The organism is Oscillibacter sp., assembly GCF_031978065.1.
Taxonomy (GTDB): domain Bacteria; phylum Bacillota; class Clostridia; order Oscillospirales; family Oscillospiraceae; genus Oscillibacter.
In genome coordinates this window covers 1-13784 of record NZ_DALZCH010000020.1, presented here as the reverse complement: position 1 = coordinate 13784, position 13784 = coordinate 1, and the positions used below count along the sequence as shown (strand labels likewise).

Here is a 13784-nt window from a genome sequence, read left to right as displayed (position 1 = left end):
GCATGGGAAGCTATGTTCCCTCCACACAAGCGGAGCGGCAGGAAATGCTGGAGGCCATCGGCCTGAAATCCTATCAGGAACTGTACTGCGACGTGCCCGGGCAAATGCTGCTGGACCGTCCGCTGGAAATCCCCGCCGGAATGAGCGAGCTGGAGATTGGCCGGACGGTGAAATCCATGGCGGCAAAAAATCGTGTGTTTTCCACGGTCCTGCGGGGGGCTGGGTCTTACGACCACTATATCCCTAGCATTGTAAAATACATTCCTGCCAAGGAAGAATTTCTGACGGCTTATACCCCCTATCAGGCCGAGATCAGCCAAGGTGTGCTGCAATCCATTTTCGAGTATCAGACCATGATCTGCCAGCTCACCGGCATGGATGTGTCCAACGCCTCCGTATATGACGGAGCCTCTGCCGCCGCCGAAGCCGTCGCCATGTGCCGTGATCGGAAGCGCCGGGTCACGCTGGTGTCTGCCGCCGCCCATCCGGATGTGATTAACACCATCCGCACCTACTGCTATGGCAGTGGGGATGAGATGCGCATTGTTCCCGCGAAAAACGGCGTCACCGATTTGGACGCCCTGCGGAAAATGCTGACGAATGAGGTTGCCTGCTTCTATGTCCAGCAGCCTAATTTTTATGGACAGATGGAGGACGCGCCGGCGCTGGGACAGATGGTACATGAGTCCGGCGCGCTGTATGTGATGGGCTGTAATCCCATCTCGCTGGCAATTCTGAAAACCCCGCGGGACTGCGGTGCAGACATGGCCGTGGGAGAAGGACAGCCGCTGGGCTTGCCCATGGGCTTTGGCGGACCGTATCTGGGATATATGGCCTGCACCGACAAGCTCATGCGAAAAATGCCGGGCCGAATCGTGGGAGAGACGGAAGACGCCAACGGCCAGCGGGCCTATGTCTTGTCCCTGCAAGCGCGGGAACAGCATATCCGCCGGGAAAAAGCGGGCAGCAATATCTGCTCCAACGAAGCGTTATGCGCACTGACCGCCTCGGTTTATATGGCCGCCATGGGGCCTGAAGGAATTGCGGAGGCCGCGCGGCAATCCATGTCCAAGGCCCGCTATCTGGCAAAGGGTTTGTGTGCGATCCCCGGTGTGTCAATGCGGTATCCCGGCGAATTTTTCCATGAATTTGTCACGGAAATGCCGCATACGGAAGCGGTGCTGGCCGCACTGGAGGATGCGGATATCTTAGGCGGGCTGCCAGTGGACGGCGGCATCCTGTGGTGCGCCACAGAAAAAGCATCCAAGGCGGCGCTGGACAAAACTCTCTCCGTCGTAAAGGAGGTACTGGCCAAATGAAGCTGATCTTTGAAAAAAGCGTTGCCGGACGAGGGTGCAGTTTGCTGCCGCCCTGTGATGTGGAGACGGTGTATCCGTCGGAATACATGAGCCGAAAAGAAGCTCCGGCGCTGCCTGAAATCAGTGAAACGGATATTTCCCGGCATTATACGGAGCTGTGCCGCCATACCTACGGCGTGAACTGCGGCTTTTATCCGTTGGGTTCCTGCACCATGAAATACAATCCGCGCATTGATGAGGAAATGGCTGCCCTGCCGGGCTTTGCGGACATCCATCCTCTGGCCCCGGCCCATGCGGCAGAAGGCTGCCGGGAGGTGCTGGATACCGCCAAAGCTTACCTGTGCGAAATCGCGGGTATGGACGATATGACATTCCAGCCTGCCGCCGGAGCCCATGGGGAATTCGCTGGCGTACTGCTGATCAAGCAGTACCACGCATTGCGCGGAGATGCGAAGCGAAACAGGATTATCGTTCCGGATTCCGCCCACGGCACCAATCCCGCCACCGCCGCCATGTGCGGCTTGGAGGTGGTGAACATTGCTTCCGCACCGGACGGCTGCGTGGATTTGGAGGCGCTGCAGGCAGCTCTAAACGAAGAAACGGCCGGATTGATGCTGACGAATCCCAATACCGTAGGTATTTTTGATGAAAATATTTTGGAAATTACCCGTTTGGTTCATGAGGCCGGGGGACTGTGCTATTACGACGGAGCAAACCTGAATGCCATTATGGGCTTGGTTCGCCCCGGAGACATGGGGTTTGACTGTATCCACATGAATTTACACAAGACCTTTGCTACCCCTCATGGCGGCGGTGGACCCGGAGCGGGCGCTGTGGGCTGCAAGGCATTTCTAGCCGGCTTCCTGCCCAAGTCTGCCCTGATGGAGGGCGGGGAGCGGATACAGGTGCGCAGCTTCGCCGGAAACTTTTTGGTGGTGGTGCGGGCTTTGACCTATCTCATGACACTGGGCCGTGAGGGGATTCCGGAAGCCGCCGAAAATGCAGTGCTCAACGCCAACTATCTGATGCGGAAAATTCAGGGTACGTTTGAGCTGGCTTTTGACCGGATCTGTATGCACGAGTTTGTATTGGACCTGTCGGAATTCAAAAAGAGAACAGGCGTTTCTGCATTGGAGGTTGCCAAATCGCTGATCGATCACGGGATGCATCCGCCCACGATGTATTTCCCGCTCATCGTCCATGAAGCGCTGATGCTGGAACCCACCGAAACAGAGAGCCGGGCGACGCTGGATTGGGCCGCGGAGAAATTCCGCAAGCTGTATGCGCTGGCTGACGAAGACCCGGATTTTATGCGCAGCGCACCCCACAGCGCGCAGATTGCCCGCCCGGACGAGGTGCGCGCCGCGCGGAATCCCGTTTTGAGATGGCGGGACGTATCATGCAAACCGCTCAGTCATTTAAAAGAACAGACGGACCGGTGAAAAGCAATTTAAGGCTCTGCCGGATACCGGCGGAACAGGAGCGTTTATATGAGTGAGTACCAGTTGATTGTCATCGGGGCAGGTCCCGGCGGTTATATGGCGGCGTTGCGCGCCGCAAAGCTGGGTCTGCGCACCGCTGTGGTGGAGCGGCGGGAGGCGGGCGGCACCTGCCTGAACCGGGGCTGCGTGCCCACAAAAACACTGCTCCACGCTTCGGAAATCTATCATGATGCGGTTTCCTCCGCCGACATCGGGATTCAAATCCAGGGGGCGGTGGCAGACATGAGCGCCATCTTCTCCTATAAGCGCCAAATCTCTCAAAAACTTAGCAGCGGCGTGGAGGGATTGTTTCAGAGTGCCGGCATTTCGCTTGTAAGAGGGACTGCTTCCATTTCAGAGCCGCACACGGTCCGTGTGAAGGACAACGATGGGAACGAAACTGTTTTAACAGCAGAGTATATTTTGGTCGCCACAGGTTCCGCACCCGCCCGGCCGCCGATTCCGGGGTTGGAACTACCGGGGGTCATGACCTCGGATGAGTTGCTGGAAGGGTCGGATCACCTCTATCAATCCATTGTTATTATGGGTGGCGGCGTCATCGGCGTAGAATTTGCCACGTTTTACAGCGATCTGGGCTGCGACGTTACCATCATCGAGGGGATGAACCGTCTGCTGCCTACGCTTGACCGGGAGCTTGGGCAAAATCTGGAAATGATTTTGAAAAAACAGGGCGTGAAGATTTTTGCCAACTCCATGGTGCAAAACGTGGAACCGGGGGACGGCGGACTGACCGTGAACTTTACAGCCAAAGACAGAGAGAATGCCGTCTCCGGTGAGGCTGTTTTGTGTGCCATCGGCCGCAGGCCGTATCTGGAGGGGCTGTTCCCCGGAACCTTGCAGCCGGAGATGAATGGTCACGCTATCTGGGTAGATGCACAGTATCAAACCAGTATTTCCGGAGTTTACGCCATCGGCGACGTATCTTCTAAAGTGCAGCTGGCGCATGTGGCCTCTGCGCAGGGTGTGGCCTGCGTGGAAATGCTGTGCGGTGCGGAGCATACTGTTCAAATGGATGTGATCCCAAGCTGCATTTATTGCCGACCGGAGATCGCCGTGACAGGCATGACGGATTCGGAGGCCAAGGCGGCGGGGATCCCCGCCAAGACCGGGAAATGCGTGATGTTCGGCAATGCCCGTACTCTGATCGTGAATTCGGGCCGGTGTTTTATGAAGCTCGTGGCAAACAGTGAAACGCATGAGCTTCTCGGTGCGCAGATGATGTGCAAAAACAGCACGGACATCATCGGAGAAATTAGCCAGGCCATTGCAAACCGCATGACTGTCGAGCAAATGCTGCTGGCCATGCGCCCCCATCCCACATTTGAGGAAGCTTTGACAGAGGCCCTTGAAGATCTAAAAAATAAGCTGGACAGCCATGCCTGAATTTGCACAAAACGGCCGGGGTGCGGCGTAATGGGTGGGACGAAAAACTGAAATCATTGATGCTACTGTCGCGCGCCGAATATTGGCTGGCAGTTATAGGAGATATCCGGGTTCATTCTGTGCGCGATGATACGCGGCGTACGATGAAAGTTCTTGCGTCACTGCCGGGTCTGCCAAATGTGCGATACTAGCAGTTGACCTCGTTTATAAGCGGGCGTGGGGACAAATACTGAAGCGGCGGTCAGGCCCGGTTGGGTCTGACCGCCGCTTTATAAAGGTTCTTATTTGCTGCGCTTCAAAATCTCACAGACCAGTTGGTACACCCGCGCCGTGGAGGGGATGCTCAGCCGCTCCCGGGCGGAGTGCACGTCGTGAAGCTCCGGCCCCATGGAGATGGCGTCCAGTCCGGGCAGCTTTTCGATGAACAGGCCGCACTCTAGGCCGCCGTGGGTGGCGGCGATGACGCCGTCCTTGCCGGTGAGATCCTTGTAGGCCGTAAGAGCCAGCTCCCGAAGGGCGGAAGTCCGGTTGTACTGCCAGCCGGGATAGGAGCTGCGCTCGGCCACGGTGCCCCCGGCGTGCTCCACGATGGCACGGACCCGCTGAAGCAGCATGGCCTTCTGCGTGGCGATGGAGGAGCGGATAGAGACGGTGAAGTGGAGGCCATCCGCCTGCATTCCCATCACGCCCAAGTTTAAGGAGGTTTGCACCAGACCGGGGAAATCAGCGCTCATGGCCTGAACGCCTTGAGGCAGGGGCAGAAGGACGTGGAGCAGAGAGACGGTGGCATCGGCGCTCAGGGCGGCGGGAACCTCTTCCTTGGAACAGGTGAGGGACACACCGTCGTCGCAGCCGGCGTACTCGTTCTTGAGGATGGCGTCAAATTTGGCGAGGAAGGACTCGAAGTCCGCCGTCCGGTCCGCCGGAACAGTCACCAAAGCGTCGTTTCGGGGGCAGATGACATTTTCAAAGCGGCCGCCCCGGATGTCCGCCAGACGCAGGCCGGGGACACGCTCCATGGCAGAGTAGAGAACCCGGCCCATAAGCTGGTTGGCGGAGCCGCGGCCTTTGTGAATCTCGCCGCCGGAGTGTCCTCCCTGAAGGCCGGAGAGGGTGACGCGATAGCCCGTTTTGCCGCCTGGTTCCTCCATTTTGGCGGGCAAAAAGCAGTCTGCACGAACGCCTCCGGCGCAGGACACGCAAAACTCGCCCTCCTCCTCGGAGTCCAGATTGAGGAGCTTTCGTCCCTTCAAATCGGAGCAGTCCAGAGCGAACGCGCCGCCCATGCCCGTTTCCTCGTCCACGGTGAAAAGTGCCTCCAAAGGAGGATGGGGCAACGTGTCATCCGCGAGAATGGCCAGAATCATGGCCACGGCGATGCAGTTGTCTCCGCCCAATGTGGTGCCTCTGGCCCACAAAAATTCGCCGTCGGTTTCCAAATCCAGCCCCTCCACGGACATGTCTTTGGTGCAGCCCTCCGCCACGGCGCAGACCATGTCCATGTGGCCCTGCAAAATGATAGGCTCGGCGTGCTCATAGCCGGGGGAAGCATCCTTCCAGATGATCAGATTGTTGCAGGGCTCCTGCCGGTAGCGCAGTCCCAGGTCCCGGGCAAAGCCCGCGCAGAGATCGCTGATATGCTTTGTGTTGCCGCTGCCGTGGGGAACGGCGCAGAGCTTTTCAAAGTAGCTGAATACGTCCTGAGGCTTACAATTTGATAACAAAGACATGTCGATCCTTCTTTCTAGCAAGGCAGCCCATGCGAAAGCATGGGCTGCACAGTCAATTATTCTGCCGGGAGTTCTTCAGTGGTGGTCACGCCAAATTCGTCCGTCATTCCTTCGTCGCCAGCCTCCTCTTCCTCGGCGGGAGCGGCTACGAACTCGGAGAGATAGGCATCCTCAGGCAGTCCCGCCAGAAGGGCAGGCAGGTTGAGGATGATGCCGTCCATATTGCGGGGCAGGGTCAGCGACACTTCCTGTGTCTCTTCCGCGCCGCCCTTTTTCTGAGTGATTTCCAGAGTCATGGAAAAATTCTGCCCGATCCAGGTGGACATGCCCCGTTCTTTGTCATAGAGCTTGGCCACCTGCTCGTCGTTCACATAGACCACGACCTTATAAGGCGTTTCATAGGTCTGCCCGTTGTAATCCAGACGTTTGCTATCCATATACACGGTGTGCCCGCGGCCGATGATGGTCATGTTGTACGCAACGGCGACCAACAGCAGCACCGCGCCCACACGGAACAGGAGGGCACGCATAGGAATCTTTTTCATCGATTCTCCTCCTCACGTTGCGCAAGCAGAAGCTGTTGCCCAATTTTTCCTTTGGCCATGCGCTTTTTCGTCTCATACATCACAAGAGCAATGGTGATGACGCCGTAGGAGGCAAATACGCGGAAGTATTCACCGATCATGGAGTCGCCCGTAATTTTGGCGCCCGTGGCCGGAGCCACGATGAACATGGTATGGAACAAAATCACGCCCAGAAACACATTTCCAATGGACGCTTTGTCCACGGACGCACCGCCCACCAGCAGCGCCGCGATGCAGAACATACCGATCTGCTTGTGGGAGCTGTAAGTAGAGATATTGCCCATGTTTTGCAGATAGATGACCATACCAAGACCGGCGAACACGGTGGACATAACGATGGCGATGATGCGGGTGCGCTCCACCTTAATGCCGGCGTCCCGGGCCACATCCATATTCTGGCCCACAGCGCGCATGTCCTGACCCAGCTTCGTCTTGCGGAACCAGACGATGAACAGGCAGAAAATAGCAATGACCACAAGGGTCAGAACGGGGATTTTAACGCCGCCGATATGAATGGCGCCCAAGTTGTCCAGCGATTGCCGCATATGCAGCAGGCTCACCGTATTGCGGATGCCGTATCCCCGGGGGAGCTTCAGGGTAGAGTGGAGGATGGGAATGACAGGCCCCATCATGAACAGCACCAGAAGCTGATACAAGCCGTCCACAAAGAAGGCGATCATATAGCTGGTGATCATTTCTTTGCCCTTGGCCCGGTTGAGGATCTGCCCACAGAGGACGCCCAGCAGGACGGAAATGGGAATTGAGAGGATCATGGCCAGAACAATGCCGGGGATGCCCCAGATCTGCCAGTCGGCTGTAAAGATCAGCGCGATCTCCGCAGCCATGGCGCCTAACGTCATGGCAAAGTTCAGGCCCATGCCCGCCATGATGGGGAAGATGAGACACAGGATCAAAAACGCGTTTCGGCCCAGCCGGGTCATAATCTCGTTGACCAGATATCCGGGAGAAAAGCCGGAAACGGGAATGCAGACGGCGCAAATCAAAATGAACATGATCGGCACGCTGTTATTTTGAAGCTGCTCGACAAAGCTGCCGCCCTGCTTCTTTGGTTTCAAATTCATTTCGCTCCCTCCGTCTTTCTGGTCAGAGCATACAGGATCATTCCGTTGGAAACGATGATGCGGATGACCTCACTCATGTCCATATGGATGGCAGCGTTCATGACCGTTGGCGTCATGGTGATGATGCCCTGAAACAGAAACGTTCCGATGATAACGTTAGCAATGCTTGCCTTGTTCACCGATGCGCCGCCGATGAGGATGGCGGACACCGCGGGAATGGCCATGTTGAACGGGGCCATATAGAGCTGGATAAAACCAAAGCCCTGCTGATAGACCAAGATACCCACTGCGGCCAGCCATGTGGACATGATGACGGAAAGCATTCTCGTCCTGTCGATGTTGATGCCCGAGGCCTTGGCGAAAAAGGGGTTGGAACCCACGGCAGTCATGGCGGTGCCGGCCTTGGTGTGCAGAAAGGCCCACATCAAAAACGCCAACACGGCAAAAAACAGCAATGAGCCCACGGGGATGGAGAGGTGCCCGATGTTAATTTGCAGAAAATTGGCCAGCACCTTGTCGTAAAAGCCCTCCAGGGAGATGGTGGTACGCAGGCCCTTGCCGGACAGGCCCCAAACCATGGTGGGGCTGGTGTATGGAAGCAGCAGCCACATCATGCACATGAAGGACACCGAGGAGAAGCCAACGTAGGTGGCGATCATCATTTCGCCACCCTTGATGCGGTTGAGAAGCCAGCCGTATCCGCCGCCGGAAAGCAGCGCAAAGGGCGTGGCGATGACAATAGCCATGACGAAGCTCATGCCGCCGGTAAAGCCGAACTGGATGGACATAGTACCGCCCAGAAGGCCGGAGATTATGCCCAGAGGCAGACCAAAGTTCAGTCCGCAGCCGGAGTGCACCATCGGCACCATGGCCAGCACCAGCACCGCGTTCCAACTGAAGCGGTTGATGGTATTGGTGAGCTGGGTGGTGAAATTGGCGCCGACGAGGGGCGCCATGATGAACAGAAACAAAAGAAATCCGGTGATAATCAATCTCGGCAGGCCGAAGTTGTCAGCCAGCTCCCGGAATTTTGTCTTGTTTCCAAGGGTAATGGCTTCGTTTGCAGTTTTGCCCATATTGCCTTCCTCCTTATTTAACCTGGCTGACCATCAGCAGACCAAACTCCTCGGAGGATTCGGTCGCCGGCAGGATTCCAGCAATTTTTCCGCCTGAAACGATGGCGATGCGGTCGCAGGCCATACGCAGCTCCTCAAGCTCCGAGGAGATCATGACGACAGTCACGCCGTGCTCCCGGTTAAAGCTTTTCAAGGCGTCCAGCACCAGAGACTTCGCGCCTACGTCGATGCCGCGCGTAGGCTCGGATACAAACAGAAATTTGGGGCTGAGGGCAAAGGCCTTGGCCAGACAAATCTTTTGCTGATTGCCGCCGGAGAGCTCCTTTGCCTTCTGGGTGGAGCTGGTGCACTTAATGGCCAGTTCACCGATATATTTCTTCGTTACCTCATGGATGGCCTTTTCATCTCGCCAGGAGATGAGGCCGCCCAGATATTTCTTGAGAAACTTATCCTGAATTTGCATGGCGGAAAACGCCACGTTCCACTCCAGAGATTCGTCCAGCAGCAATCCCACATCCCGCCGGTCCTCGGACACAAAGGCCAAGGATGCGTCCAGACACTTCCGGGGACTGTTGAGGGGAATGGGCTTGCCGTCAAACTCCACGGAGCCGCCCGCCTCATAAAGCCCCATAATCCCGTTGGGAATGCCCAGCTTGCCCTGTCCGGCCAAGCCGCCGATGCCCAAAATCTCGCCCTCCCGGATGTCCAGATTGACGTTGCGCACGGTTTCACCTGACATATCGACCCACAGGTTGCGGATGGACATGATGGTTTTGGCGTTGGGGTCGATGCGGATGTCTTCCCTGACGGAGGACTGAACATTGCGGCCCACCATCCACTTGGTAATGTCGGGGATGTCCGTCTCCTTGGAGGGCACGTCCTTGACCACATAGCCGTCCCGCATGATGACCACCTTGTCACAGACGTTCAAAATCTCATGGAGCCGGTGGGTGATGAAAATGATGGCGATGCCGCTGGCGGCCATATTGCGGATGGACGTCAGCAAAGCCTCGGCTTCTTTTTCCGTCAAAACGGCAGTAGGCTCGTCCAGAATCAGCAACTTCAGATGCCCCTTGCTCAGCTCACGGGCGATTTCGGTAAACTGCTTGTGGCCCACGGGCATGTCGCTGATGGCCATATCAGCATCAATTTCGACACCCATTTTTTCAATGGCCTCTTGGGAAAGCGAGGCCATCTGCTTATAGTCCAAAGTGTCCAAGCGGTCGCCGAAAATCTCGGAGATCACATTTTTTTTCTTGGGTTCACGATTGAGCAGGATGTTTTCGGAGGCGGAAAAGCCGGGGATCAGGGAGAATTCCTGATGCACCATACCGATGCCTGCCGCCAAAGCGTCAAAGGGCGTGGAGAAACTGACCTTTTCGCCGTTGATCAGAACATCGCCGCCGTAGCCGCCGGTCTCCCGGATGACATCCATGCCGAAGAGAATTTTCATCAGGGTGCTCTTACCGGCGCCGTTTTCGCCCACGAGGCCCATGACCTCGCCGGCCTGCAATGTGAAATTAATGTCCGTCAGGACTTGGTTGCCGAAGAAATCCTTCTTGATATTTCGCACCTCCAGCAGGGGGGTGTTATTATTCATCATAGTCATACCTCGCCTAAAATAGCGGGGGGAGGAATGTACCCGCCCCCCGCTATCCGAACTTGTTATTTTGAATGGGAAAATTACTTGACAGTGAAGTATTTCTCGGGAACCTCAATCTGCGCGTTGCCCATAAAGTGGCCGGGATCACCCATAATATAGGTATCCTGATACACCAGGAACACGTTGTCGGCCTTGACGCCGGTTTCCACGTTGGTGTAGTTGGAGCCGCTCCACTCCGCCTTGGGAGAGAAGACCTGATAGGCCTTGGCAATATCGTCGATGTCGCGAAGCTCGCTCTCGCCGTTGATGACGTTCAAAGCGTGCTGGGCAAGGCCTGCGGCGGTGGTGTAGCCATAGGAGTAGGCCCAGGTGCCGAAGTGACCGGCGCCGCCCTTTTCGTTGATCGTGGATTCCACCTTGGCCAGAATCTTCTCAAAGTCGCCTGCCTCGGCGGTCAGGTCGATGCCCAGAGCGCCGGGATAGCCCAGCAGGGGAGAGGGCAGGTCGGCTTCGATGAAGTAGCCGCCGTATTCCATCAACTGCTTGAGCAGAGGCTCGGTATGGGCGTCGTTGGTGCAGAAGTAAGCGGCATTCTCACCGTACTTGTCGACCCACTCGGGAACCTTCTCCAAAATGTAAGCCTGTGCGCCGGCGACGCCGACGTCGGAGGTGGGATCGGGAGCAGTTTCCATGACGAACTCCATGCCAAATTCCTTGCAGGCTTCCTTCATGACGGCCACGCGGCGGCTCATGGTCTCATAAGCCATGTGGCGCGGGAAGGAGATATGTACGAAAGTATCACAGCCCAGCTCGTGGGCGGTGCGGATGATCAGGTAGCCACGGGCGACAAAGTCGTTGTTGCAGACCAGATCGGCGGCGCTGCCAATCTCGGGCAGATCCTCGTGGGACTCGCCGGCGATGCAGAGGATGTCGGGGCGGGTCTCCTTGATTTTACGGAAGGCCTCGGTGGTGCCAGGGACAGACTGGTTGACAATGATGGCCTTCATGTCGGGATCGTCCGACAGGTTGACAATGGTCTGAATGGTGGTCTCCAACTCTTCGGTGAAGTTGTCGGGATAGATGGCCAGCTTGACCATATCCTCGCCGTACATGTCACGGAAGGCCTCGGCGCCGCGGCGGTCGTCCTCAGCCTGAGAGACGGAACCAGTGACGATGCCGATGTGGACGTTCTGGGCGTCGGAGCCCTGAGCGCCGGAGGACTGTGGGGTGGAAGATTGGGAGTTGCTGGGAGTAGTGCCGCAGCCGGCAAGTGCGAGGAGCATGGTGGTCGCAAGCAAGATACTGACTAGCTTCTTCTTCATTTCTAACCTCCAAAATCTTTATTAACAAGGGATACGAGGACCTTTATATTTTATCATGTGTTCATGGATTGTCAACAGTTCACAAAATGTTAGTTTTTGTGGAATCCTGCTTTGTATAAACTGGATGGGATAAAAAACAACTGCTTCTGTGCATCAAAACGAACTGCCTTTTGTGCGTTTTTCTTGCTATTACAGGCTTTTTGACAAAAGTAGGCATCCCTTCTTTGGCGGAAACCTGCTTCTTCAAGCAGTACCGGGCCAAACGTTTGCTTTGAAAAAGTTTTTTGGTTTCCTTCGTTTTGCCAATTGAAAAGGCATGCCGCAGTAAGAAACCATGCGAAACGCAAGGGCGTGGAGGCGAAAAATTTGGCGGCATCTGTTATTGCCTTTCTCTGATTGAATTGCAGTTTACGGCATCCACACACGACAGGCCCCATGCACATAGTATGAACTATTCTTACAGATTACAAAGGTAAGGAGTAGTTTATGATAAATCTTTCTCTGATACATGTTTCATATCTGGTGTTGATTGTTATATTTCTGGTAGTCATGGCTTGCAAAAAAAGCATTGTAATTCCATGTGCTCTTGGCATCGTGTTGCTTGGCGCAATTGTAACCAGAAGTCCAATTGGCGCAATTCAGACCTTGTTTAACGCGTTAGTCTGGGCGGGCTCAGAGTTCTTAGGAATTATTGTGGTCATTGCACTGGTGGTGGCCATGAGCCAGTCCCTCATCTCGATTGGAGCGGATCGGATACTGATTCTTTCTCTGAAAAATCGAATGGGAGGACCCAGATCGGCTTTCTTTATTCTTGGGTTCGTGATGTTTGTTGTATCTATTTGTGTATGGCCTTCCCCTGCGGTGGCGCTGGTGGGAACACTGCTGCTGCCAATGGCCGTAAGAACTGGAATGCCCGTTCTTTGGGCGGCGGTTGTTATGAACATATTCGGTCACGGTATGGCGCTGTCGGGTGACTTTTTTATTCAAGGCGCACCCACAATTACTGCCAAAGCCGCCGGAACGGATGTTGGAACCATGATGTCCCAGTCGGTGCCGCTTTGGGCCATTATGTGTGTGGTAACGGCGGCAGCGGCCTTTTTATGCTATTGCCGGGATATGCGAAGCTCGCCCGTGCAGACAGTTGATATGGGTGCAGTTCAAATGAAAGCTGTGGGGCGGTTTGCACCGTTGATGGCTGTGCTGACGCCCATCATTTATCTGGGAAATATCGCCGCAATGCTGGTATTTAAGCTTCAGGGCGGAGATGCAACGGCACTGGTGGGCGGGTCCGCATTACTTTTGCTGGTGTTGTGCGCGTGCCTTGATAAAGGTGTTTCCCACGCGCTTGACGATGTGGGAGATTATCTAAAAGAGGGGTTTGGCTTCAGCATAAAAATTTTTGCTCCGGTCATTGTCATTGGCGGCTTCTTTTTCTTAGGCGGAGAAGGCGGCAGTCAGGCGGTGTTTGGCAGTCAGATGACAGGAATTTTAAGCGACATTGGAAAGTATATTGCAGAAAATGTTCCTGTAAATCGTTTTTCCGCAATCGTCACGCAAGCTGCGGTGGCGGTCATTACAGGATTGGATGGGTCTGGTTTTTCAGGGCTGCCTATTGTAGGCGCAACTGCCAAAACCTTTGCAGATGCTCTTCCGCTGAACAAAGAAGTGCTGGCGTCCATGGGACAGATCATCACCATATGGGTTGGCGGCGGGACCCTGATCCCGTGGGCGGTTGTCCCGGTCGCGGCCATTTGTGATGTGAGTCCGGCGGAACTGGTGCGTAAAAACTTTGTTCCGGTGATGTGCGGATTAGTGTCCGTTGCGATTGCAACGTTTTTCTTGTTGTAACCTTGTCGCAGGGAACTGGTTTTATCCGGTTTGTCAACAGATTTCTTTCTTAGCCCGACCATCCGCATCAGCACACAAGCAAGAGGGCCTCCGGGAAAATTGTTCCCGGAGGCCCTCTGTTAAGCTTATGATAGCCTTGGTTTTATTTAAGTTCCAAATGGCCGGCAATTTTTTTAGTTGCGCTTATAGACATACCGCAAAATCCATGCTTTTAAAGATTGCGCTTGTTATCGTCACATGAGCAGACGTTTAATCAATGGCAAGATCAGGTTCGCTCTGCGTCTGGTAGGTCATCAGTTAAACGCAGATGGACTTAGGTATTTATCTGGGCTGGT

General features: G+C 55.4%; 11 protein-coding genes. 4 read left to right on the top strand and 7 right to left on the bottom strand.

What is annotated here, in order from left to right:
* Nucleotides 1–2: 2 nt before the first annotated feature.
* The 3 genes from gcvPA to lpdA are packed head-to-tail and all read left to right on the top strand — an operon-like array spanning nucleotide 3 to nucleotide 4204.
* Nucleotides 3–1319, top strand: coding sequence for an aminomethyl-transferring glycine dehydrogenase subunit GcvPA (gene gcvPA / locus RTK01_RS04805; protein WP_312279880.1), 1317 nt, complete (start codon nucleotides 3–5; stop codon nucleotides 1317–1319).
* Nucleotides 1316–2761, top strand: coding sequence for an aminomethyl-transferring glycine dehydrogenase subunit GcvPB (gene gcvPB / locus RTK01_RS04800; protein WP_312279879.1), 1446 nt, complete (start codon nucleotides 1316–1318; stop codon nucleotides 2759–2761). The genes gcvPA and gcvPB overlap by 4 nt, the downstream gene beginning before the upstream one ends.
* Before the next feature lie 48 nt (nucleotides 2762–2809).
* Nucleotides 2810–4204 (top strand): dihydrolipoyl dehydrogenase, encoded by a 1395-nt coding sequence (gene lpdA / locus RTK01_RS04795; RefSeq protein ID WP_312279878.1) that lies wholly within the window; start codon nucleotides 2810–2812, stop codon nucleotides 4202–4204.
* Between the two features lie 281 nt (nucleotides 4205–4485).
* Here the strand turns inward: lpdA and RTK01_RS04790 are convergent, their stop codons facing one another.
* From RTK01_RS04790 to RTK01_RS04760, 7 genes are all read right to left on the bottom strand, one after another.
* Complete coding sequence (locus RTK01_RS04790) at nucleotides 4486–5934, bottom strand: aminoacyl-histidine dipeptidase (protein ID WP_312279877.1); 1449 nt, start codon at nucleotides 5932–5934, stop codon at nucleotides 4486–4488.
* 56 nt (nucleotides 5935–5990) lie between these two features.
* Nucleotides 5991–6479: a DUF6672 family protein gene (locus tag RTK01_RS04785; protein WP_397352333.1), complete on the bottom strand. Its 489-nt coding sequence runs from the start codon at nucleotides 6477–6479 to the stop codon at nucleotides 5991–5993.
* Entirely contained in the window at nucleotides 6476–7600 is a 1125-nt protein-coding gene (locus RTK01_RS04780; protein ID WP_312279876.1) for an ABC transporter permease, read from the bottom strand. The genes RTK01_RS04785 and RTK01_RS04780 overlap by 4 nt, the downstream gene beginning before the upstream one ends.
* On the bottom strand, nucleotides 7597–8676 hold the full coding sequence (locus RTK01_RS04775; protein WP_312279875.1) for an ABC transporter permease: 1080 nt from the start codon (nucleotides 8674–8676) through the stop codon (nucleotides 7597–7599). The genes RTK01_RS04780 and RTK01_RS04775 overlap by 4 nt, the downstream gene beginning before the upstream one ends.
* Nucleotides 8677–8689: 13 nt before the next feature.
* A complete protein-coding gene (locus RTK01_RS04770) occupies nucleotides 8690–10279 on the bottom strand; it encodes a sugar ABC transporter ATP-binding protein (RefSeq protein ID WP_312279874.1) in 1590 nt (529 codons plus the stop codon).
* An 80-nt stretch (nucleotides 10280–10359) separates the two neighbouring features.
* On the bottom strand, nucleotides 10360–11601 hold the full coding sequence (locus RTK01_RS04765) for a DUF3798 domain-containing protein (RefSeq protein ID WP_312279873.1): 1242 nt from the start codon (nucleotides 11599–11601) through the stop codon (nucleotides 10360–10362).
* Nucleotides 11602–11690: 89 nt separating this feature from the next.
* Nucleotides 11691–12026 carry a hypothetical protein gene (locus RTK01_RS04760; RefSeq protein WP_312279872.1) on the bottom strand — a complete coding sequence of 112 codons (336 nt, stop codon included), beginning with the start codon at nucleotides 12024–12026 and terminating at the stop codon, nucleotides 11691–11693.
* A 61-nt stretch (nucleotides 12027–12087) separates the two neighbouring features.
* Here RTK01_RS04760 and RTK01_RS04755 point away from each other — a divergent pair, with 61 nt between their 5' ends.
* Nucleotides 12088–13449, top strand: coding sequence for a hypothetical protein (locus RTK01_RS04755; RefSeq protein WP_312279871.1), 1362 nt, complete (start codon nucleotides 12088–12090; stop codon nucleotides 13447–13449).
* The last annotated feature ends 335 nt before the right edge of the window (nucleotides 13450–13784 follow it).

Bases quoted from the DNA above. Each gene is read 5' to 3' on its own strand.
- RTK01_RS04790 (WP_312279877.1), bottom strand. From the start codon at position 5,934: ATGTCTTTGTTATCAAATTGTAAGCCTCAGGACGTATTCAGCTACTTT.
- RTK01_RS04785 (WP_397352333.1), bottom strand. From the start codon at position 6,479: ATGAAAAAGATTCCTATGCGTGCCCTCCTGTTCCGTGTGGGCGCGGTG.
- gcvPB (WP_312279879.1), top strand. From the start codon at position 1,316: ATGAAGCTGATCTTTGAAAAAAGCGTTGCCGGACGAGGGTGCAGTTTG.
- gcvPA (WP_312279880.1), top strand. From the start codon at position 3: ATGGGAAGCTATGTTCCCTCCACACAAGCGGAGCGGCAGGAAATGCTG.
- RTK01_RS04755 (WP_312279871.1), top strand. From the start codon at position 12,088: ATGATAAATCTTTCTCTGATACATGTTTCATATCTGGTGTTGATTGTT.
- RTK01_RS04780 (WP_312279876.1), bottom strand. From the start codon at position 7,600: ATGAATTTGAAACCAAAGAAGCAGGGCGGCAGCTTTGTCGAGCAGCTT.
- RTK01_RS04770 (WP_312279874.1), bottom strand. From the start codon at position 10,279: ATGATGAATAATAACACCCCCCTGCTGGAGGTGCGAAATATCAAGAAG.
- lpdA (WP_312279878.1), top strand. From the start codon at position 2,810: ATGAGTGAGTACCAGTTGATTGTCATCGGGGCAGGTCCCGGCGGTTAT.
- RTK01_RS04775 (WP_312279875.1), bottom strand. From the start codon at position 8,676: ATGGGCAAAACTGCAAACGAAGCCATTACCCTTGGAAACAAGACAAAA.
- RTK01_RS04765 (WP_312279873.1), bottom strand. From the start codon at position 11,601: ATGAAGAAGAAGCTAGTCAGTATCTTGCTTGCGACCACCATGCTCCTC.